Here is a 19922-nt window from a genome sequence, read left to right on the forward strand (position 1 = left end):
GGCGGCCCATGAGGACCCGTGGCGGCTCGTCACACACGCGAGTGCGGCTCACAGTGCGGAGGGCGTGAAAAATCGGCTCGTGTGAACGAGGACTGTAGACCTAACTCGTTAAAGGTCAAGCGTTCCCGACCCTTGACAGGCCTGCTGCCCGGTTCCCATCATCTGGGGCATCACCCCTGAACTAACACGAGTTAGGCCCGTTAGATGACTGACTCGCACCTCCCCCGCCGCACGCTGCTGCGGTACGGCGCGTACGGGGCCGGAGCAGCCGCTCTGGCCGGTACCGCCGCGAGCTGGGACCGGCTCACGGGAGCCGACATCCCCGGCCGTGACGACGGCTCCCTCGTCGTCGCCACCCTCGGCTCCGCCTTCGACCCGGCCACCGTCGACGCCCTCACCAAGGGCTTCCACCGGCTCCACCCCGACATCCCGCTGCGGGTGAACGCGGTGCAGGCCGTCGACTGGTCGGACTTCTTCGCGAAGATCCTCACCCAGATCGCCGCCGGCACCGCCCCCGACCTGGTGTATGTGGCCACCGAGGGCGTGCAGTTGTTCGCCCAACGGCTCGGCGTGCCCCTGGACCGCTGGGTGCGGCGGGACGCGGCACAGCTGCGTGAGTACTTCGCCGACGTCCACCCCTCGCTGGTCGAGTCGATGATGTACGAGGGCAACCTCTACCAGCTGCCCATGGAGTTCAACGCCGCCGACATGTACCTCAACAAGCAGGTGCTGAAGCGGGCGGGCGCGGGGTTCCCGGCGGCCGACTGGAGCCGCGACGACTTCACCGCGCTGCTGCGGGAGTTGAAGCGTTCCGGCGGCGCGCACTTCACGCCGTACTTCTGGACCAACCGGCTGTGGGGCGGCGTGGTGCCCTGGCTCTTCGCGAACGGCACGAACCTGCTGAAGGAGTCGAAGGCGCCCGGCGGCTCCTGGCTGTGGGACACCTTCTACCCGGCCGCCGACCGGCGGGGGCGCGGCGGGGGCTTCCGCTGGACGACCCCGCAGGCCACCGCCGACCGGGTCGAGGAGGCGTACGACTATCTCGCCTCCCTCGTCCAGGAGAACCTGTGCAGCCGGCCCGAGGGCGGCAACGGCAGCAACCTGGTCGGCGTGTTCTCCACCGGCCGCGTCGGCGTCACACCGGCGGGCGGCTTCTGGGCGGGAGGCCTGCAACTGGCCGGCATGCGGGCCGACGACTACGACGTGCAGTACTTCCCGCGCTGGCGTACCCAGCGCCACCAGTTCGGCGCGGCGGGCTACGCGCTGCTGCGCACCTCGAAGAAGCAGGAAGCCGCCTGGGAGTTCATCAAATACGCGGCCCGCAAGGACACCATGACCCGGCTGTTCCAGAGCAACCAGACCACCCCGGCCCGGCGTTCGATGCTGAACGCCGCCCGCTACGCAGCGAGCGGCCCGGCGCACTGGCGGGTCTTCTACGACACCCTCGACCGGTTCCCCGACACCGGCCCGATCCCCGCGCCGCCGCAGGTCGCCGAGGTGACCGACGTCCTGCTCAAGTACACCGGCACGGCGCTGGCCTCGCCGCGTGCGGTGGGTCCCGCGCTGCGCCGGATGCAGGGCGACCTGGAGCAGGCCATGGAGCGTGAGGTATGACGAACACCCAGATCCCGGCTGTACGCCCACGGCCCGCCATGCCACCCGCCGCCGCCGTGCGGCCGTCCGTCCGCGACCGCGGCGCCCGGCTGCTGGCCGCGCTGTTCCTGGCGCCCACGGTCGTCGGCATCGTCGTCTTCACGGCCGTGCCGATCATCGGGTCCATCGTGCTGAGTCTGTTCCACTGGAACGTGATCGACCCGCCCCGTTTCGCCGGCGGCGCCAACTACCGCACGACCTTCACGGACTCGACCGTCCTGGTCTCCTTCCGCAACACGCTCCTCTTCATGGTCCTCGCGGTCGCGCTGCAACTGCTGATCGCGCTGTCGCTGGCGCTCGCCCTGAACGGGCGGATGCCGGTGTGGCTGCGGTCGGCGTTCCGTTCGGCGTTCTTCTTCCCGCTGGTGCTGTCCGCCGCGTCGATCTCGGTGGTGATGAAGTACCTGTTCAACCAGGACTTCGGGGTGGTGAACTGGCTGATCGGCCTGGTCGGCGTCGCGCCCGTGCCCTGGCTGACCTCGGAGCACGCGGCGATGGCCACCGTGATCCTGGTCTACGTCTGGCAGCAGTTCGGTTTCTCGTTCCTGCTGTTCATCGGCGGTCTGAACAACATCCCCAAGGAGATCCACGAGGCCGCCGCTCTCGACGGCGCGACCGGCCTGCGCAAGCACCTCGGCATCACGCTGCCGCTGCTGTCGCCGACGCTGCTCGTCGCGTCGGTGGTCGGCATCATCAACGCCCTGCAGGTCTTCGAACAGCCCTACGTCCTCACCGACGGCGGACCCGGCGACGCCACCCGCACCGTGGTGATGGTGATCTATGAGAGGGCCTTCGAGCAGCTCGACTTCGGCGAGGCGTCCGCGGTGGGCGTGCTGCTCTTCGTGCTGATCATGGCGGTCACCGCCCTCCAGTTCCGGCTCAGCCGGCGTTTCGTCCACTACCAGTGAGCCGGTGAGCCGCATGAGCCAAGCAACCCCGACCCTGAGCCGCGTACGCCACTCACTCACCCCCTGGGCCCGGATCGCCGCACTGACCGTGTGCGCCCTGCTGACACTGGGCCCGGTCATCTGGACCGTCGCCACCTCACTGCGCACTCCGGCCCAGTCCTTCGACCTGCCCCCGCAGATCATCCCGACGCATCCGACGACCGCGGCCTACCGCGGGGTCTTCCAGCAGATCGACGTGTGGCTGCTCGCCCTGAACTCCGCGCTGGTGACGGCGCTGATCGCCGTCGGCCAGATGATCACGGCGGGCCTGGCCGGATACGCCTTCGCACGCCTGGAGTTCCGTTTCAAGAAGCCGCTCTTCGGCCTGGTCCTGGCGACCATGATGGTGCCGTTGCAGGTCACCATCGTGCCGGTGTTCCTGGTGCTGAAGTCGATGGGCCTCACCGACACGCTTCTCGGCCTGATCATCCCGGCCTTCCCGACGGCCTTCGGCACCTTCCTGATGCGCCAGTACTTCCTCGGTATGCCGAAGGACCTGGGCGAGGCGGCCATGCTGGACGGCGCGGGGACCTGGCGGATCTTCCGCTCGGTGTACGCGCCGCTGGCCACACCCGGCCTGGCGATCGTCGGCGTGCTGGCCTTCAACTACCACTGGAACGAGTTCTTCCGCCCGCTGATCCTGGAGACCTCCAGCCAGAACTACACGCTTCCGCTGGGTCTGGTCTCCCTGCAGGGCAACCTCGGCACCGGGTCCATCTCGGTGGTCCTGGCCGGGGTCGTGCTCTCGATGCTCCCCGCCGTCGCCGTGTTCGCCGTCGGCCAGCGCCCTCTGCGCGAGGGCATCACGTCCGCAGGAGTCAACCGTTGAGCACTGACCCCAACGTGCCGCGTTTCAGGGTCCGTCCGCCCGTCGGCTGGATCAACGACCCCAATGGGCCGTTCCGTTGGCGGGACCGCTACCACCTCTTCTACCAACACAACCCCGACGCACCGGTGCACGCCAACGTCCACTGGGGTCATGCCTCCAGCGCCGACCTCGTGCACTGGGAGCACCACCCGATCGCACTCACCCCGACGCCCGGCGGCCCCGACGAGGCCGGCTGCTGGTCGGGCTGCGTGACCGACGACGCCGGCACACCGACCGCCGTGTACACGGGAGTTGACCATTCCCACACCGGACTCGGCACCATCTGCCTGGCCCGGGCGGCGGACCCGGACGACGAGCTGCTGACCGAGTGGAAGCCGCTGCCGACGCCGGTGGTGGCAGGGCCGCCGTCGGGACTGGACGTGGTGATGTTCCGCGACCCGTTCGTCTTCCGCCACGCGGACAGACGCTGGGCCCTCGTCGGGGCCGGGCACGCCGACGGCACGCCGTCGGTCCTGCTCTACGACTGCGACGACCTGACCGACTGGCGGTTCGCCGGTGTGCTGCTGGACGGCAAGGACCCGGTGGCCGCGGGCGCGTTCGGCGACAAGTCCGTGGGCTGGGAGTGCCCGCACCTGTCCCGGACAGCAGGCGGCGACCACGTACTTCTGGTGTCCCTGTGGGACGGAGACCCCTGCTCCACCGGATACCTGACGGGCCGTCTGCAGGCCGACGGCCAGGGCGGGTTGGGGTTCGTGCCGCGAGCCGGCGGCCGGCTCGACCAGGGGCGGGACTTCTACGCTCCCGCCGTGCTCCAGGAGCCGGACCGCGCACTGCTGTGGGGCTGGTCGTGGGAGGCCCGCCCGCAAGAGGAGGTGCGCCGGGCCGGATGGGCAGGCGTACTCACCGCGCCACGGGTGGTCGACGTCCACCCCGACGGTTCGCTGCGGTTGAGCCCGGCCCCGGAGCTCGAACTGCTGCGCCCGGCCGAGCCGTTCGTCACCGCGCCGGGCCGGGCTCCGCTTCCCCACACGTACGACCTGACGGTCACCGCACGCGAACCGACCACGGTGAGCCTGCTCCGGGACGCGTCGGGCCGGGAGCTGACCGTCCGGGCGGACCCTGCCTCAGGGACCGTCGTCCTCGACCGCAGCGCCTGGCCCCGGACCGGCAGGGAAGGCTCCGCCCCGATCACCGTGCACGTGCCGAAGGCGCCGGAACTCGCTCTCCGGCTGCTCGTCGACGGCTCGCTCCTCGAACTCTTCGTCGCGGAACGGGCCATGATCACCGAGCGCGTCTACCGGCGCCCCGGCGACATCGCCGAGCTGGTCGTCGACGGGCCGGGTGCCCGGGTCAACGGGTGGGCACCGGACCCACGGAGGCGCGGCTGACCACAGGGCAGGCCAGGCGCCGGACGGTCGCGGGCGGCGTAGGGCCGGCTTCGATGGCGTCCAGGAGCAGCCGGGCCGCCGCCTCGCCCATTGCCCGGTGCGGCAGCGCGATGGAGGTGAGCGGCGGGGTGAGGAACGCGGCCATGTGCTCCTGGTCGTCGTAACCGACCACCGACAGATCGGCGGGCACGTCGATCCCGAGCCGGGTCGCGGCGTGCAGGACGCCCGCCGCGACCCGGTCGTTGTAGCACAGGACGCCAGTGGGGCGACGGCCCGGCTCGACCCCGTCGAGCAGGCGCAGCGCCCCCGCGTAGCCCGCGGAGATCTCCCCGCCGCCGCGCACGATCCACTCCTTGGGCACGGTGACGCCCTCGGCGCGCAGCGCGTCCCGGAAGCCGCGGGTACGTTCCACCGAGGCGATGTCGTCCAGACCGCCGATCACGGCGAGCCGGCGGTGGCCCGCAGCGAGCAGCAGCCGGGCGGCGGTACGGCCACCGGCGCGCTCGGCGGGAACCACGGCGGGCAGGGAGTCGTCCTCGGGCAGGCAGTTGGCCAGCACGGAGTGGGTGCGGTGCAGGCCCTCGGGGACGCGGACCCGGCGCAGTGACATGGCCGCGTAGATGATGCCGTCCACGCGCCGGTTGAGCAGTTCCGCGACGGCCGCGTCCTCCTTGGCCGGGTCACCGCCGGAGTCGACGGTGAGGACGAGATGGTCGTTGTCCCACGCGGTCTCCATGGCGCCGCGCAGCAGCCGACCGGCGAACGGTGAGGACGCGATCTCGTCGGTGACCAGCCCGATCACGGCCGTACGGCGACTGCGCAGACCGCGGGCCACCGGGTCGGGGCGGTAACCCAGCTGGGCCGCGACCTGCCGGATGCGTTCCTGGGTGGCGGGCGAGAGGTTGCCCTCGGCGCGGCCGTTGAACACGAAGGACACCGCGGTGTGCGACACGCCGGCGAGCCGGGCGACGTCCCGTGACGTCGGGCGCCCGGTGCCCGTGCTCCTGCTCTCCTCGGCACCGCCCACGCCGTCCGCCGCCCTCGCCCAGCCCGTCTCTGTCGATCACCGTCCACCCTATCCGCGGGGAGCGCCACGGCACACAGGAGATCCTCAGGGCGCCGCGACGTGGGCGTCCGGCGTGATCACCGGAATGGACGCTGTTCTGATCGCAGCCGGAGTGCCGCCCCGGACCGTTCAGGCTCGGATGAGGCATGGCACGCTCGGCTTGACGCTGGACACGTACGGCTTCGCTCTGGAAGTGGACTGGGAGAACGCACCAGCCTCCTTCGAGGAGCTGTTCGGCATCCCCGCGCCTCGTGGATTGCCTGCGACAGCTTTGGTGCCGCGTTCGGAGCGGCTGAGGCGATGCACAGACGGCACGGGGACAAAGCGGACTCGGCCACGCAAGCGGGACTCGGGCTCTGCGGATACAGGACAGAAGGGAAGGAGGTAGAGGCAATGTCCGGAGCTGTCGTGCACGCAAACAATGTGTTGCAGTCGACCGCCGAAAATGTGCAACGGGTGCCGGTAGGCCGGGTGTCTGCGCAGGTCAGGAAGGGGTCGATTGACGAGCTGGACACTCCAGGCAGGACAGTTCGTTCGTGCCGGTCACTGGCTGGGCCTGACCTGGCCAGCCCCGAGCTACGGCGAGGTGGGCGGGTGCGGGGAGCGGAGTACGAGCAGGGTGATCTCGCTGGGGGCGAAGACGCGGAACGGCGGGCCCCAGAAGCCGGTGCCGCGGCTGGTGTAGAGGAGGGTGCGGGTGCCGTGGTGGCTGAGGCCGGCGAGGGCGGGCTGGTCGATGCGGACCAGGTGGTGGAAGGGCCAGATCTGGCCGCCGTGGGTGTGGCCGGAGAGTTGCAGGTCGATGCCGGCGGCTGCCGCCCGGTCGACGAACTTGGGCTGGTGTGCCAGGAGTAGGACGGGCAGGTCGGGGTCGGCGCCGTTCAGGGCTCCGGCGAGGTGGGCGCGGTGGCCTGGCAGGCCGGATGACTCTGCGGTGACGTCGTCCACGCCGGCGACCACGAGGGTGTCGCCTCCGCGTTCGAGCAGCAGATGGCGGTTGCGCAGCGGCTCCCAGCCCAGTTCGCCCATCAGGTCGACCCAGCCCTGGGCCTCGCTGTAGTACTCGTGGTTGCCGGTGACGTACACCCGGGCCTGGGTGGCCCGCACGGTACCGAGTGGGACGGCCTGGGCGCGGCGGCGTTCGGCCGTGCCGTCCGCGATGTCGCCGGTGTGGCAGACCACGTCGGCTTCCAGCGCGTTCACCGTCTCGCACACCCGCGCCGACCAGCGGGCGCGGTCGAGCGGGCCGTAGTGGGTGTCGGTGATGAGGACGACGCGGGTGCCGTCCAACCCGGCGCCCAGCCGCGGGAGTTGCACGTCGAGTCGGCGCACGCCTGGCACGCGGCGGGCCTCGGCGTACCCCCACGCGAGCAGTACGGCGGTTGTGCCGAGGACGACCCACGTGACGATTCGGGCCCGGTCCTGGCTCTCGCCGACGCCTGCCACGGTCAGGGCGAGCCGCAACAGGACGCCGAGCAGAACGGACCAGGTGAACAGGACCCAGCTGGCGCCCAGCAGGGTGTCACCGACGATCGCCGCCCAGTCCTGCTGACGCCGGCCGTGGCCGCGCCCCATCGCGAGCGGCATACCCACGAGGCCGAGGACGAACAGAGCGGTGCCGACCAGCGCGACGGGCAGGGGCCAGCGCTGGCCGGTGTACAGGAGCACCCAACAGGGCACGGCCCACAGCAGGACGGGGGCGATCAGGGGGATGTAGCGCATCAGGCGGTGCAGTCGGCTCGGCCGCGGAGCTTGCACTTCGCTGTCGGCGGGTCGGGTGTCGCTGGTGTCGGTCACGCTTCCCCTCTCTGACCAGGCTGCCGTCTCGCGCACTGTATCCGGTCGTCCTCAAGCCGGTCCGGCAGGCAACGACCCGGCCAACGCGAGCCCAAGCCGGACCGGGACGAGCCCGGTACGGAGGGGCACACGCCGGAAACCTTCGGTACCGATGGGGCCGCTCGACGCGGGTCGACTTTATTCGGTTGCTGCTCCTGGTGTCCGTCCCTCACCATGGGCGAGCCACCGGGAGCTGCCCGGTGCTCCACGAGAGGAGGCACGACCGTGACCACGACTGTCCTCGGCCTGCCCGCAGACCACCTCTCTCTCACCTCATGGAGCACCTCCAGCGATGTCTCGCGACGATCTCCCGCAGCACCCTCAGCACCCGGCATTTCCTGACGACTTCGTCACCGACCCCCACCGCCGCGTTCCGCCTTCGGACGATCTGGGCGACGTCGACGACCGGTTCGTCTTCGACTTCCGTGCCTACGACGACCTTGAGGACGGCCAGCGCTGGTCGACCTGGCTCAGCGTCGAACCCCTCAGCCGAGGCCCCGAGCCGCTCCCGGACTGGGTGGTGACCTCGCAGGGCGCGATCGACACCGAGCTCGGCGTCCTCAAGACCGGCAAGGAGGCCGACGTCCACCTCGTCGAGCGCGCCGACCCGCTCGACCCCGACGCCGGCGTGGTCATGGCGGCCAAGCGGTACCGCTCTCCCGAGCACCGGTCCTTCCACCGCGCCGCGTCCTACACCGAGGGCCGCTCGATGAAGCGCTCACGTGACGAGCGGGCCGTCAAACGGAAGAGCACCTTCGGCCGGCAGGTCGCGGCCGGCGAGTGGGCGGTGTCCGAGTGGGCCGCGCTGGTGCGGCTCTGGAACCTCGGACTGCCGGTTCCCTACCCGGTCCAGATCGACGGCACCGAGATCCTGATGGAGTGGATCACCGTCGTCGGCGAGGACGGCGCCGTCGGGACCGCACCCCGGCTCGCCCAGACCCGACCCTCGCCCGAGCTGCTGGCGGCGTACTTCGAGCAGCTCACCGATGCGCTCGCGACGATGGTGCAGAACGGCCTCGTGCACGGCGACCTCTCGGCGTACAACATCCTGGCGGCGGGCGAGCGGCTGGTCGTCATCGACCTGCCACAGATCGTCGACCTGGTCGGCAACCTCAACGGGATGAGCTTCCTCCAGCGTGACTGCGCCAACATCTGCGGCTGGTTCCGCTCACGAGGTCTTGAGGTCGACGAGCACGCGCTGTTCGCGGAGTTGATGGCGCACGCCTTCTGAACCGGGGCCGGTTGTTGCGGCCGTGGTGCTGCACTCGACCGCCGAAAATGTGCAAGGGATGTGCAACGGGCACCGTCTGACTGAGTGTCCGCGCAGGTCAGGAAGGGGCCACTTGAGGAGCTGGACACTCCAGGCAAGACAGGCCGTTCGTGCCGGTGACCGCCTGGGCCTGACCTGCGCCCCTTCACGACCGCGCCGTTCAGATGTCGCGCCTCTCCAACGGCCGTACGGCGGGACCCTGCAGGATCTGTCCGTCCGGTGCGAAGCGGGAGCCGTGGCACGGGCATTCCCATGCCTGTTCCGCACGATTGAAGGCCACGATGCAGCCGAGGTGGGTGCAGCGGGCCGAGACCGCGTGGAGCCGGCCGTTCTCGTCGCGGTGAACGGCGTATTGCCGGCCGCCCGTCCGTACTACGGCACCTTCGCCGCGCGGGATGTCCTGCGGTGCCGGGCCCGTCGGCACCGGCAACCGGTCGCCGACGAAGTGCCGGGCCACGTGGGCCTGGTGCTTCAGGAACGATCCGCCCTCGCGGACCACGGAGGCCAGGCGGCGCGGATCGTAGAGGCCGCTCCACTCGCACTCGCGTCCGCGGACGAGATCGCTGAGCAGACCACCCGCCATGATGCCGCCGCTCAGCCCCCAGCCGCCGAAGCCGGTGGCCACGTAGGTGTGCCGGCTGCGGGCGTGGAGCGGTCCGACGAGAGGCACGGAGTCGGTGGAGTCGTTGTCCTGCGTGGCCCAGCGATGCGTGGGCGTGAGGCCCGGGAAGTGGTCCTCGGCCCAGGCGGACAGCCGGGCGAAGCGTTCCTCGACGTCGGTGGCACCGGGGGTGAAGTGCTCCCCGGTGACGATCAGCAGGCGTTTGCCGTCGCCGTACGGTGCGCTGCGGACCGACCGCGTGGCCCGCTCGGGTGTGATGTACATGCCGCGCGGGGCCAGTGCCTCGTCGACGGTCCCGGCCACCACCAGCTCCCGCCTCGGGGACAGCCTGGTGAAGAGCAGGGCCCGGTCGAACAGGGGGTAGTGCGTGGCGACCACGACCTCGCGGGCACGCACCGACACTCCGGCGTCGGTCGACAGCACGCAGGGTTCGCCCTCGCTGAGCCCCACGATCCGGGTGTCCTCGTAGACGGCGCCGCCGCGCCGGCGCAGGTCGTCCGCGAGCGCCAGCAGGTACTTCCGGGGGTGGAACTGGGCCTGGCCCGTGACCCGGACCGCGCCGGCCACCGGGAAGGGCAGGTCGGTCTCCGTGACGAAGTCGGCCGGCAGACCCGCCTCGCGTGCCGCCTGCGCCTCGGCCCGCAGCTTCGCCACGCCCCCAGGGTCCTCGGCGTACGTGAAGGCCGCCGCCTCCTCCCACTCGCAGTCGATGTCCAACTCCTCGACGATCTCGGCGGCGTGCCGGATCGCGGCGGACTGCGAGTGCGCGTACAGCCGTGCGCCCTCGGGGCCGCGGGTGCGGCGGAGATGGTCGTAGACCAGCGTGTGCAGGGCGGTCAGCTTGGCCGTCGTGCGAGCGGTGACGCCGGCGGCCAGCCGTCCGGCCTCCAGGACGGCCACCTCGCGTCCCTGCCTCACCAGCTCCCAGGCCGTACTGAGCCCCGCGATGCCGCCGCCGACCACCGCGACGTCGACGGAGAGGTCACGCGACGGCGGCGGAGCGGACGGCTCGCCGGGGGGTGCGGTCTCCAGCCAGTACGACCCGTTGATTCCTGTCTCGGCGTTCATGGCCGCCGGGTTCCCACCCGGCGCCGGGCTACGCGAAGCCGCGCCGGGAGCCGCGGGACCGCCTTCCACGGGACGTGAAGTGTCCGCTGTGCCGTGTGAGGTCCGTTTTGCCGGGCACCCGGAGCGCTGACAGGGTCGGGGCGCGGGCTGAGAGGTTGCGGGTGCCAGGAACGACGGCGCGGAACGACAGCGAGGGCGGCACGATGCCGGTCACCTGGCGGGTGTACGCCCCACAGCACGACACCGAGTTGTTGACCCGGGCCCTGCACCGGGAACCCGTGCCCACGGGCGCCGCTGTCCTGGACATGGGAACCGGCGCGGGTACCCTCGCCCTGGCCGCGGCCCGGCGGGGCGCCCACGTCACCGCCGTCGACAGGACCTACCGGGCGGTCCTCGCCACGCGGCTCAACGCCCGGCTCGCCCGCCTGCCCGTCGAAGTCCTCCAGGGTGATCTGTTCGGCCCGGTCGCCGGCCGCCGGTTCGACCTCGTCGTGAGCAATCCGCCCTACGTCCCGGCGCCCGGGGCCGCCCCCCGCCGCCATCGTGCCGCGGTGGCGTGGGACGCGGGTGTCGACGGACGCCTGCTGCTGGACCGGATCTGCCGTAGCGCACATTCGTCGCTGCGTCCCGGCGGTGTGCTGCTGCTCGTGCACTCCGCCCTGTCCGGCATCGCACCGACCCTGGCCGGGCTGGAACGGTCGGGGCTCGAAGTCCGGGTGACCGACCGGTGTTTCGTGCCCTTCGGTCCGGTGCTGCGCTCACGCGGCGCGTGGCTGCGGGAGCGGGGACTGCTCGACGCCGACGAGGAGAAGGAAGAGCTGGTGGTCATCCGTGCCGAACGAACCCACTGAACAAGCGCACCGCGTCACGTTGACGGACGACGGGCCGATCCTCCTCGAAGGACCGGTCGAGGTCGTACTCGACGACGGAAGCACCGCACGCTCGGACCGGTTCACCGTCGCGCTCTGCGTCTGCCGGCGCAGCCGCTCCTACCCCTGGTGCGACACCAGCCACCGCTCCCGACACAAGAGGCGCACCGCATGACCGCCACCGCGCCGGCCGCCCGTGACCGCGCCGCCGGCCCCGTGCTGCCGCGGAGCAGGGGCGAGCTCTCCCGGACGGTCCGCCAGGCTCTGACCCGTCCGGCCGGTACGCCGTTGCCGCGACGGGTGACGGCGGCGCACGCGGACCCCTACGGGGACGATCTGCAACTGGCGCTCTACCTCTGCTACGAACTGCACTACCGAGGCTTCGCCGGCGTCGACCCCGAGTGGGAGTGGGAGCCCGGTCTGCTGCGACTGCGGGCGGAGCTGGAAGAGCGCTTCCTGTCCGCGCTGCGCGCCGACGTCGGCCCGCCGAGAAAGGCGGAAGAGGCGCTGGCGGACCTTCTGGTGGAACCCGTCGACGGCGACGGACCCTCCCACTTCCTCACCGAACGAGGAGAGTTGTGGCAGTTCCGCGAGTACGCGGCCCAACGCTCCCTCTACCACCTGAAGGAAGCCGATCCGCACGCCTGGGTCATCCCACGGCTGACGGGCCGGGCGAAGGCCGCGATGGTCGCCGTGGAGTACGACGAGTTCGGCGCCGGACGGGCCGAGCGCGTCCACGCCCGGCTGTTCGCCGATCTGATGGCGGACCTCGATCTGGACACCGCGTACGGACGCTACGTCGACACGGCCGGTGCGCAGATGCTGACGAGCGTCAACCTCATGTCGCTGTTCGGACTCCACCGCGCGCTGCGCGGAGCACTGGTGGGCCACTTCGCGGCCGTGGAGACCACCTCGTCGCCCGGCTCACGGCGCCTCGCCCAAGGCCTGCGACGGGTCGGCGCGGGCCCTGCCGCCGTCCACTTCTACGCCGAGCACGTAGAGGCCGACGCGGTCCACGAGCAGATCGTCCGCCGGGATGTCGTGGGCGGCCTCCTCGAAGCGGAGCCCTCCCTGGACGCGGACATCGCCTTCGGTATCGACGCCACCGAATGGACGGAGAACAGGCTCGGCAACCACCTCCTCACCTCCTGGCGAGACGGCCGTACCTCACTGCGCACACCGCTGCGCCCCGCCGTTTCGTCGTAGTGAGCACGGCCTCGGCCACAGCGCCCGCCTCTCCCTCAGCGGTCAGGTCGCGGGGGGCCGCCACGCGGTTTCGGCGGCCTGGGCGGTGGGGTGGGTGGAGAAGACCTGTTCCAGGCCGACGATGCGGAAGATCCGGTCGACGCGTTCGGGTACCGCGGCCAGTGCGATGGTCGCGTCGGCGGCCAGGGCGTGGTTGCGGGCGGCGATCAGTACGGTGATGCCGGTGGAGTCGCAGAACGTGATGCCTGCGAGGTCGAGGACGAGCTGTTGGCCAGGACGCAGGTCGAGCCCGGCCAGCGCGGCGCGGACCTCGGGCGCGGTGTGATGGTCCAGGCCCCCGGTCAGTTCGATGACCGCTCCGGCGGTGGTGGTGCGGGTGAGGAGGGTCAGGCGCTCGGTCACTGTTCCTTCTGACGGGTGGGCCGGGGCACGTGGACGGCAAGGACGGCGGTGTCGTCCTCCACGCCGGTGCCGAAGGTGTCGAGCAGGCCGCGGACCGCGTCGGTGGTGTCCGATGCATTGGTGGGCGCAAGCGTTCGGCAGAAGTCGAGGAGCGCGTCGTCGCCGTACCGGTCCTCGTCGCCGGAGACGGTGTGGGCCTCGGTCAGTCCGTCGGTGTGCAGCAGCAGGGTGTCGCCGGGGGCGAGGTGCACGGTGGTGGTGGCGATGTGGGCGTCGGGCAGGACGCCGATGAGCTGTCCACCGGGGGTGGGCAGATAGTCGGCTGTACCGTCCGCGCGCATCAGCAGGGCCGGAGGATGCCCGCCGCTGGCCAGCGTGACGCGGAAACCGTCCCGGTCGGTGTCAGGGGTGAGCAGGCCGAAGACGACGGTGCAGAAGCGTGGGTCGTTCCCGTTGTACTCGTGGTTCAGGACCGTGTTGAGGTTGGCCAGGACGGTGGCCGGGTCGGGATCGTAGACCGCGGCGGCCCGCAGGGTGTAGCGGGCCAGGGAGGTGAGGGCCGCGGCGGCGGCGCCCTTGCCGCACACGTCACCCAGGAAGAGGCCCCAGGTGCCGTCGACGAGGGGGAAGAGGTCGTAGAAGTCGCCGCCCACCTCGTCGACGGATGCGATGTGGTAGTACGCGGTCACGTCTAGGCCCGGAACGCTTGCCAGCGTGGGCGGCAGCAGGGTCCTCTGCAGGGTGGCGTTCAGGCGCTTCAGGCGGTCGCGTTCCAGGTCGGCGTCCTTGCGGGCGCGCAGCAGTTCTGTCTCGTAGGCGCGGCGCTCGCGGGCGTCGAAGAGGGTGGTGCGGATCAGGAGCGGCTGCCCGTCGCTGCCCGTCTTCACCGTCGAGGTGACCAGGACCGGCAGCCGCGAGCCGTCGGCGGCCTTGAGTTCCAGGGCGATGCCGCTGACCTCGCCCTGCATCATGAGCAGCGGGGCGTAGTGGGTCTCGTGGTAGAGCCGGCCGCCGACGGTCAGCAGATCGGAGAAGTGCTTGCGGCCCACCAGGTCGTCGCGCCCGTAGCCAAGCCAGTCCAGCAGCGTGACGTTGACCTTTGCGATCCGGCCGTCCAGCAGCGTGGACAGATAGCCGCAGGGTGCGTGCTCGTACAGGTCCTCGGCGCTGTCCTCCAGCAATGCGGAGAACTGTGCCTGCTCATCCTCCGGTCCGCGGTGGCCGTGCCGGCCGCCCTCTTCCGCGTCGCCGGTCTCGCACATCATCCGCCCGCTCTGGCGAACGCGGCGATCGCCGCGGCGGTCTCCTCCGGGGCGGCGAGCTGGGGGCAGTGGCCCGTCGCGTTCAGCGTGACCAGCCGGCTTCCCGGAATCTGCGCGTGCACGAACGCGCCCACCTCGGGCGGGGCGATCGCATCGCGGGAGCACTGGGCGACCAGCGTGGGCACGCTCACCCGGGCCAGGTCCTGGCGGTTGTCGGACAGGAACGTCACCCGGGCGAAGACCCGCGCGATCTCCGGGTCGGCGCGGCAGAAGCTGTTGGTGAGCTCCTCACCCAGCTCCGGCCGCTCCGGGTTCCCCATGATCACCGGTGCCATGGCGCCCGACCAGCCCAGATAGTTGGCGTCCAGCGACTCCAGCAGCTCGTCGATGTCCTCGGCGCTGAACCCGCCCCGGTAACCGGCGTCCGGGTCGTCGACGAAACACGGTGAGGGAGCCAGGAGCACCAGCCCGGCGAACGCCTCGGGCTCCCGCGCGGCAGCCAGCACCCCCATCATCGCGCTCACCGAGTGCCCCACGAACGTGACCGGGCCGAGGGCCAGTTCCCGGCACAGCTCCAGCACGTCGTCCGCGTACCCGTCGAGCGACGAATAGCGCTCCCGCGTCCACGCCGACGGGTCCGACTTCCCGGATCCCACGTGGTCGAAGAGGACCACGGTGAAGTCCTTCTCCAGCGCCGGTACCACCAGACGCCACATGTTCTGGTCGCATCCGAACCCGTGCGCCAGCATCACCACCGGGCCGCCGGCCGGCCCAGTCACCGTCACATGGTTCCTGCTGCGCACGTCCATACGGCACATCCTCGCAGACGGCTTTCCCGATGATCCGCGTGACCACGTCGCCGCTCGGCCGGGCTCACCGGCGGCTCAGCTCTCGGCCGTCGGCTCCGGTGACGGCTCGCTGAGCTCCTCGCGCACGTAGTTCCACACCACCGCGATGAGTGCCGCGATCGGTACGGCGAGCAGACTGCCCACGATGCCGGCCAGACTGCCTCCCAGTGTCACGGCCAGCAGGATCACGGCCGCGTGGAGGCCGAGCCCACGACTCTGGATCATGGGCTGGAACACGTTCCCCTCGAGTTGCTGCACCACGACGATGATGGCCAGCACGATCAGCGCGTCCGTCAGACCGTTGGAGACCAACGCGATGAGGACCGCGACGAAACCCGCGAACAGGGCGCCGATGATCGGCACGAAGGCGGAGACGAAGGTGAGCACCGCCAACGGGAGAACCAGCGGCACCCCCACGATCCACAGGCCCAGGCCGATCAGCACGGCGTCGAGCAGGCCGACGGCCGCCTGGGAACGTACGAAGGAGCCCAGGGTGGTCCAGCCGCGCGTGGCCACGGTGGGGATGTCGGTGGCGAGCCGGCCGGGCAGCTGACGGGCGAGCCACGGCAGGAAGCGCGGGCCGTCCTTGAGGAAGAAGAACATCAAAAAGAGCGCCAGTACGGCGGTGACCAGGCCGTTGACGACGGTGCTCACGCCCGTGATCACCGTGGAGACCGTGCTGCCGAGGCCGTCCTGGGCGCGGGCGACCGCGCTGTCCATGGCCTTGGTGATCTGGTCGTCGCCGATGTTCAACGGCGGCCCGGCGGCCCACTCACGCAGTTTCTGGATGCCGTCGACCACGCCGTCGGTCAGCTCACCGGACTGGGACGCCACCGGTACGGCGATCAGTGCCACGACGCCGACCGCGACCAGGAGGAAGAGCACGGTCACGGCCGACGCGGCGAGGGCGGGCGGCCACCCGCGACGACGCAGGAAACGAGCCACGGGCCAGGTCAGCGTGGTCAGCAGCAGGCCGACGACGAGCGGCCACACCACCGACCACATCCGGCCCAGAAGCCACAGAGCGACCGCGAGCATCGCGAATATCAGCAGCAACTCCGCGGAAAGACGCGCCGATGTGCGAAGCGCGGCACGTGCCTTCGTGGAACTCAGGGTGGCAGTCACGGTGGCACCTTATTGGCACGGCCGCCGACCGCGGGACCTGGGGCTGCGGCGCCGTCAGTGCAGAATGCTGACCGCGCGGGCGATCACGAGGAGCGAGGTCAGGAGAGCGGCGACGCTCTCCACGCTCATCAGGAACTTGGCGCGTGAGGAGAGCGGCATGGTGTCCGTGGGGCTGAAGGCCGTGGAGTTGGTCACCGACACGTAGAGGTAGTCCATCAGCGTGGGCACCCAGTCGGATGTCTTGCTGGAGCCGTCGGACACTTCCTGGACGGCGTCGTCGTTCTCGTCCTGCGAGAATCGGAAGTCCGCCAACGGCAGGGCCTCACGGGGCACTTGGGTCCGGCTGACCGGGCCGCCGCGGTCCAGCTCCCAATAGGCCAGACCGAAGACGATGACGTTGGTGAGCCAGATCTGCAACGAGGCCACCAACAGCGCCCGGCCGTCCTTCACTTCGGCGGACACCAACTCATGGATCAGGGTGCCCAGCGCGACGAGGTTGCTCGCCCCGATCACGGCCACGAGCGTCAGCGACAGGACACGGAACGCCCGCGTCTGCCGAGTCAGCCGGCGTGGGTTGATCGCTATGAGAGGTACCAGCAGCACACACTCCAGGGCGGGCAGTACATAGCGGGGCGCGATCAGGAGCCGCTGGGGCAGGAGAAGGTACAGCGCGATGGCGACGAGTGTCGCTGCCACACCTGGCAGCCGAGCCTCTCCTCGGCGCTCGTGCCGCGGATGTCTGAAACGGGCTTCTTCACGGGCTCGCGGCATGACTCGTCCTCGCCTGGGCTCACCTTGGCCATGAGAATCGACGCATCGGCCCGCAGAGACCCGGGGCCACTGCGGTCATGTCATGCGTGCGCGCTGGGCACCCGGAGGGGGTCGTGGGGAGCGTCGGGCTTGGCGGCGCTGAGCTGCTCGCCCAGTTCGCCCAGCCGGTTGCGGCCAAGAGCGGAGCGGACCTGGGGGAACCACTCCTTCTCCTCCTCCTCGACGTGGTGCCGTACGTTCTCGATGAGAACGGTCATCTTGGCGTCGAAGCGTTCGTCCTGGGGGTCCAGGCCGGCCAGCTCGGACAGCATCCACAGCACGACGTGGTGCTCCTCGACGCTCTCCAGCACGTGATCGGTGGTGTCCGGCACGGCGGCGCGTGCGGCGGGGTAGAAGATCCTCTCCTCGATCCAGGCGTGGACCGTCAGCTCCTCGATCACCTTGTCGGCGATCTTCCGCTTGGTCTTGTAGGCGCGGTCACCGGCCCGCTCGAACTCCTTGAACAGCTTCTCGACGGTCTGGTGGTCGTCCTTGAGCAACACAATCGCGTCCATGGGCCCGCCTTCGTGTAGTCCGGTCGCCTCTCACGTTCCGGCTACCCCCGGCATCGCGTCCGACCCACCTGAAAGGCACCTTTGCCGGGTTCCAGCGGCGGCCTTGGAGCCCGCGCTCCGCGTCAGTCGCTCGGTCCGGAGCGGACGAACAGGCAGAACGGGTGGCCCGCCGGGTCGCACAGGATGCGTACCTCGGCCTGAGGCTGGAAGTCGGCCAGGGTCGCTCCCAGGGCAAGGGCATGACCGACGGCCGATGACAGATCGTCCACCTTGATGTCCAGATGCATCATCATCTGTTGCTCGGACAGGCTAGAAGGCCACTGCGGAGGGGTGAAGAGCGGTTCTGTCTGGAACGACAGGCCGGCACTGCCGTCGGGCGGCGCGATCTCGACCCAGCCCGGTTCTTCCTTCTGTATCGGCCACCCGAGCAGGCTTTGGTAGAAGCGCGCCAACTCATGGGCGTTCGGTGCGTCAAGAGTGATCGCGGCCAACGTGAAGCGCGGTGGGGACTTCATGCACTGCTGCTGCCCGGTTTCGCCGCCGAGAGGCCGGTCGTCCCGCGGTCCTGCGGACGCGTCGCTGTTCAGAACCGGACGTCGTCCGCGGTCGAGATGCGCGCTCCCATGTTGCGTTCCATCATCCGCAGGGCGGCCTCGGCCAGGTCCGGGTGGATATGGGCCACCGCGTCGCGGGCCACCGTCACTCGCAGATGCCGGATATGCGCGTCGAGGGCCGAGTACAGCACACACTGCTCGGTGACCTGCCCGCACAGTACGACGTGTTCTACCCCCTGCTCGGTCAACAGATAGCCGAGCGGGGTCTCGTAGAAGGCGGAGTGCCGCGCCTTGACGACGAAGAGCGACGCGTCGTCGGGTGCGACGGGCCGTACGAGGTCGGCGTGCGGCCCCTTCAGGGCGGTCTCCACGAGTTCGCCGTGATGGGACCGCCACTGCCCGAAGTTGTCATTGACGTAGATGACCGGCACGTCGAGCCGGCGCGCTCGGTGCAGCAGCCGTGTCACGGCGGGCAGGGACGCCTTCACCGACGGGATCAAGAGGACGGCGTCGTCATGGTCGTACGTGTTGATCATGTCAATGACGATGAGTGCGCTCTTTGCCATGCCTTCCACCCTGCACCGGCGGCGGCTTCCCCGCGTCCTGTGCAGAGGCGGTGCCGGTTGCCGTCGCGGACGTCAGTCTGCGAGTCGGGGCAGCACCTTGGTGCGGTAGAAGTCGAAGAAGCCCTGTTGGTCCGGCCCGATCTGGTTGATGTAGACGGTGTCGAACCCGGCGTCGACGTATTCCTTGACCGCCTCCACGTGGGCGTCCGGATCATCGCCGCAGGTGAGTGCGGCCTCGACGCGATCGGGGCCGACGAGCTGCGAGGCCTGCTCGAAGTGGCGTGGGGTGGGCAGGAGTTGGGCGAGTTCGCCGGGGAGCTGTTCATTGGCCCAGAGCCGGTGCGCCGTACGGACGGCTTCGTCCCTGTCGATTGCCCAGCAGACCTTGAGTCCCGCGGAGACGGGCTTGGTTCCGCCGCCGCTGCGTCGGAACCGTTCGATGGCGGGGGCGTCCGGCGCCATGGTGATGAATCCGTCTCCGATGCGGCCGGCGACCTCGGCGGCGTGCGGGCCGAACGCGGAGACATCGATGGGCACCGGCTCGTCGGGCACCGTGTACAGGCGGGCGTTCTCCACCGTGTAGTGCTTGCCCCGGTGGCTGATCTGCTCCCCGGTGAACAGCTCCCGCATCACATGCACCGCTTCCTCCAGCATCTCCAGGCGCACATCGGCCTCGGGCCAGGCGTCACCGAGGATGTGCTCGTTGAGCGCCTCGCCGCTGCCGATGCCGAGCCGGAAGTGGCCGTCCAGCTGTACGGCGCCGGTGGCCGCCGCCTGGGCGACGACGGCCGGGTGCATACGGATGAGGGGGCAGGTCACTGCGGTCTGCACGGGCAGCGAGACGGCTTGCGAGAGCGCGCCGATCACCGACCAGACGAAGGGGCTCTGTCCCTGGTCGTCGTTCCAGGGGTGGTAGTGGTCCGAGATCCACAAAGACGTGAATCCGGCCTGTTCCGCCATCCTGGCCTGCTCCACCAACTCGGCGGGACCGTGTTCCTCACAGGACAGGAAGTAGCCGAACTCCGTCATGGCGCTCTCCTCACGGGTGTGGGTCGTCCGCCCTCCGGGTGGCGTTGGAGCGCGCCG

The 19922-nt window shown here is 70.3% G+C and carries 20 protein-coding genes; 8 read left to right on the forward strand and 12 right to left on the reverse strand.

Features of this window, described 5'->3' with window-relative positions; translation table 11 throughout:
* Window positions 1–204: 204 nt before the first annotated feature.
* The 4 genes from M2283_RS40385 to M2283_RS40400 are packed head-to-tail and all read left to right on the forward strand — an operon-like array spanning window position 205 to window position 4817.
* Complete coding sequence (locus M2283_RS40385; RefSeq protein ID WP_280881529.1) at window positions 205–1614, forward strand: extracellular solute-binding protein; 1410 nt, start codon at window positions 205–207, stop codon at window positions 1612–1614.
* Entirely contained in the window at window positions 1611–2561 is a 951-nt protein-coding gene (locus M2283_RS40390) for a carbohydrate ABC transporter permease (protein ID WP_280881530.1), read from the forward strand. The genes M2283_RS40385 and M2283_RS40390 overlap by 4 nt, the downstream gene beginning before the upstream one ends.
* A 13-nt stretch (window positions 2562–2574) precedes the next feature.
* The gene (locus M2283_RS40395) at window positions 2575–3429 is read left to right on the forward strand and encodes a carbohydrate ABC transporter permease (RefSeq protein ID WP_280881531.1); all 855 of its coding nucleotides are present in this window, start codon (window positions 2575–2577) and stop codon (window positions 3427–3429) included.
* Window positions 3426–4817: a glycoside hydrolase family 32 protein gene (locus M2283_RS40400; RefSeq protein WP_280881532.1), complete on the forward strand. Its 1392-nt coding sequence runs from the start codon at window positions 3426–3428 to the stop codon at window positions 4815–4817. Before M2283_RS40395 ends, M2283_RS40400 begins: the two co-directional genes overlap by 4 nt.
* Here the strand turns inward: M2283_RS40400 and M2283_RS40405 are convergent.
* Window positions 4780–5844, reverse strand: coding sequence for a LacI family DNA-binding transcriptional regulator (locus tag M2283_RS40405; protein ID WP_280881533.1), 1065 nt, complete (start codon window positions 5842–5844; stop codon window positions 4780–4782). The two genes, M2283_RS40400 and M2283_RS40405, sit on opposite strands and share 38 nt — an antisense overlap.
* A 615-nt stretch (window positions 5845–6459) precedes the next feature.
* Complete coding sequence (locus M2283_RS40410; protein WP_280881534.1) at window positions 6460–7680, reverse strand: metallophosphoesterase; 1221 nt, start codon at window positions 7678–7680, stop codon at window positions 6460–6462.
* A gap of 331 nt (window positions 7681–8011) precedes the next feature.
* Here M2283_RS40410 and M2283_RS40415 point away from each other — a divergent pair, with 331 nt between their 5' ends.
* Complete coding sequence (locus M2283_RS40415; protein WP_280881535.1) at window positions 8012–8950, forward strand: serine protein kinase RIO; 939 nt, start codon at window positions 8012–8014, stop codon at window positions 8948–8950.
* A gap of 199 nt (window positions 8951–9149) precedes the next feature.
* Here M2283_RS40415 and M2283_RS40420 read toward each other — a convergent pair whose 3' ends face one another.
* Window positions 9150–10679 (reverse strand): FAD-dependent oxidoreductase, encoded by a 1530-nt coding sequence (locus tag M2283_RS40420; protein WP_280881536.1) that lies wholly within the window; start codon window positions 10677–10679, stop codon window positions 9150–9152.
* Between the two features lie 203 nt (window positions 10680–10882).
* Here M2283_RS40420 and M2283_RS40425 point away from each other — a divergent pair, with 203 nt between their 5' ends.
* From M2283_RS40425 to M2283_RS40435, 3 genes are read left to right on the forward strand one after another with little or no spacing between them, the layout of a single operon-like run.
* Entirely contained in the window at window positions 10883–11530 is a 648-nt protein-coding gene (locus tag M2283_RS40425; protein ID WP_280881580.1) for a HemK2/MTQ2 family protein methyltransferase, read from the forward strand.
* A complete protein-coding gene (locus M2283_RS40430; protein WP_280881537.1) occupies window positions 11511–11723 on the forward strand; it encodes a CDGSH iron-sulfur domain-containing protein in 213 nt (70 codons plus the stop codon). Before M2283_RS40425 ends, M2283_RS40430 begins: the two co-directional genes overlap by 20 nt.
* Window positions 11720–12754, forward strand: a complete 1035-nt coding sequence (locus M2283_RS40435; RefSeq protein WP_280881538.1) for an iron-containing redox enzyme family protein — start codon at window positions 11720–11722, stop codon at window positions 12752–12754. The genes M2283_RS40430 and M2283_RS40435 overlap by 4 nt, the downstream gene beginning before the upstream one ends.
* A gap of 42 nt (window positions 12755–12796) precedes the next feature.
* Here the strand turns inward: M2283_RS40435 and M2283_RS40440 are convergent, their stop codons facing one another.
* The 9 genes from M2283_RS40440 to M2283_RS40480 form a co-directional block, all read right to left on the reverse strand.
* The gene (locus M2283_RS40440; RefSeq protein WP_280881539.1) at window positions 12797–13156 is read right to left on the reverse strand and encodes an STAS domain-containing protein; all 360 of its coding nucleotides are present in this window, start codon (window positions 13154–13156) and stop codon (window positions 12797–12799) included.
* Entirely contained in the window at window positions 13153–14418 is a 1266-nt protein-coding gene (locus M2283_RS40445; RefSeq protein WP_280881581.1) for a PP2C family protein-serine/threonine phosphatase, read from the reverse strand. The genes M2283_RS40440 and M2283_RS40445 overlap by 4 nt, the downstream gene beginning before the upstream one ends.
* Complete coding sequence (locus M2283_RS40450) at window positions 14418–15227, reverse strand: alpha/beta fold hydrolase (RefSeq protein WP_280881540.1); 810 nt, start codon at window positions 15225–15227, stop codon at window positions 14418–14420. Before M2283_RS40450 ends, M2283_RS40445 begins: the two co-directional genes overlap by 1 nt.
* 75 nt (window positions 15228–15302) lie before the next feature.
* Window positions 15303–16379: an AI-2E family transporter gene (locus tag M2283_RS40455; RefSeq protein WP_432423194.1), complete on the reverse strand. Its 1077-nt coding sequence runs from the start codon at window positions 16377–16379 to the stop codon at window positions 15303–15305.
* Window positions 16380–16445: 66 nt separating this feature from the next.
* The gene (locus M2283_RS40460) at window positions 16446–17087 is read right to left on the reverse strand and encodes a hypothetical protein (protein ID WP_280881542.1); all 642 of its coding nucleotides are present in this window, start codon (window positions 17085–17087) and stop codon (window positions 16446–16448) included.
* A 155-nt stretch (window positions 17088–17242) separates the two neighbouring features.
* Window positions 17243–17716 (reverse strand): hemerythrin domain-containing protein, encoded by a 474-nt coding sequence (locus tag M2283_RS40465; RefSeq protein ID WP_280881543.1) that lies wholly within the window; start codon window positions 17714–17716, stop codon window positions 17243–17245.
* Window positions 17717–17838: 122 nt separating this feature from the next.
* Window positions 17839–18207, reverse strand: coding sequence for a VOC family protein (locus M2283_RS40470; RefSeq protein ID WP_280881544.1), 369 nt, complete (start codon window positions 18205–18207; stop codon window positions 17839–17841).
* 92 nt (window positions 18208–18299) lie between these two features.
* Entirely contained in the window at window positions 18300–18836 is a 537-nt protein-coding gene (locus M2283_RS40475) for an isochorismatase family cysteine hydrolase (RefSeq protein ID WP_280881545.1), read from the reverse strand.
* A gap of 72 nt (window positions 18837–18908) precedes the next feature.
* A complete protein-coding gene (locus tag M2283_RS40480) occupies window positions 18909–19865 on the reverse strand; it encodes an LLM class F420-dependent oxidoreductase (protein ID WP_280881546.1) in 957 nt (318 codons plus the stop codon).
* Window positions 19866–19922 lie beyond the last annotated feature (57 nt).

The organism is Streptomyces pseudovenezuelae (assembly GCF_029892565.1).
Taxonomy (GTDB): Bacteria; Actinomycetota; Actinomycetes; order Streptomycetales; family Streptomycetaceae; genus Streptomyces; species Streptomyces pseudovenezuelae_A.

Excerpts from the sequence above, each read along its gene's own strand:
- M2283_RS40390 (WP_280881530.1), top strand. The coding sequence starts at position 1,611 with ATGACGAACACCCAGATCCCGGCTGTACGCCCACGGCCCGCCATGCCA.
- M2283_RS40445 (WP_280881581.1), bottom strand. The coding sequence starts at position 14,418 with ATGTGCGAGACCGGCGACGCGGAAGAGGGCGGCCGGCACGGCCACCGC.
- M2283_RS40395 (WP_280881531.1), top strand. The coding sequence starts at position 2,575 with ATGAGCCAAGCAACCCCGACCCTGAGCCGCGTACGCCACTCACTCACC.
- M2283_RS40465 (WP_280881543.1), bottom strand. The coding sequence starts at position 17,716 with ATGGACGCGATTGTGTTGCTCAAGGACGACCACCAGACCGTCGAGAAG.
- M2283_RS40475 (WP_280881545.1), bottom strand. The coding sequence starts at position 18,836 with ATGGCAAAGAGCGCACTCATCGTCATTGACATGATCAACACGTACGAC.
- M2283_RS40480 (WP_280881546.1), bottom strand. The coding sequence starts at position 19,865 with ATGACGGAGTTCGGCTACTTCCTGTCCTGTGAGGAACACGGTCCCGCC.
- M2283_RS40385 (WP_280881529.1), top strand. The coding sequence starts at position 205 with ATGACTGACTCGCACCTCCCCCGCCGCACGCTGCTGCGGTACGGCGCG.
- M2283_RS40415 (WP_280881535.1), top strand. The coding sequence starts at position 8,012 with ATGTCTCGCGACGATCTCCCGCAGCACCCTCAGCACCCGGCATTTCCT.
- M2283_RS40425 (WP_280881580.1), top strand. The coding sequence starts at position 10,883 with ATGCCGGTCACCTGGCGGGTGTACGCCCCACAGCACGACACCGAGTTG.
- M2283_RS40450 (WP_280881540.1), bottom strand. The coding sequence starts at position 15,227 with ATGGACGTGCGCAGCAGGAACCATGTGACGGTGACTGGGCCGGCCGGC.
- M2283_RS40420 (WP_280881536.1), bottom strand. The coding sequence starts at position 10,679 with ATGAACGCCGAGACAGGAATCAACGGGTCGTACTGGCTGGAGACCGCA.
- M2283_RS40435 (WP_280881538.1), top strand. The coding sequence starts at position 11,720 with ATGACCGCCACCGCGCCGGCCGCCCGTGACCGCGCCGCCGGCCCCGTG.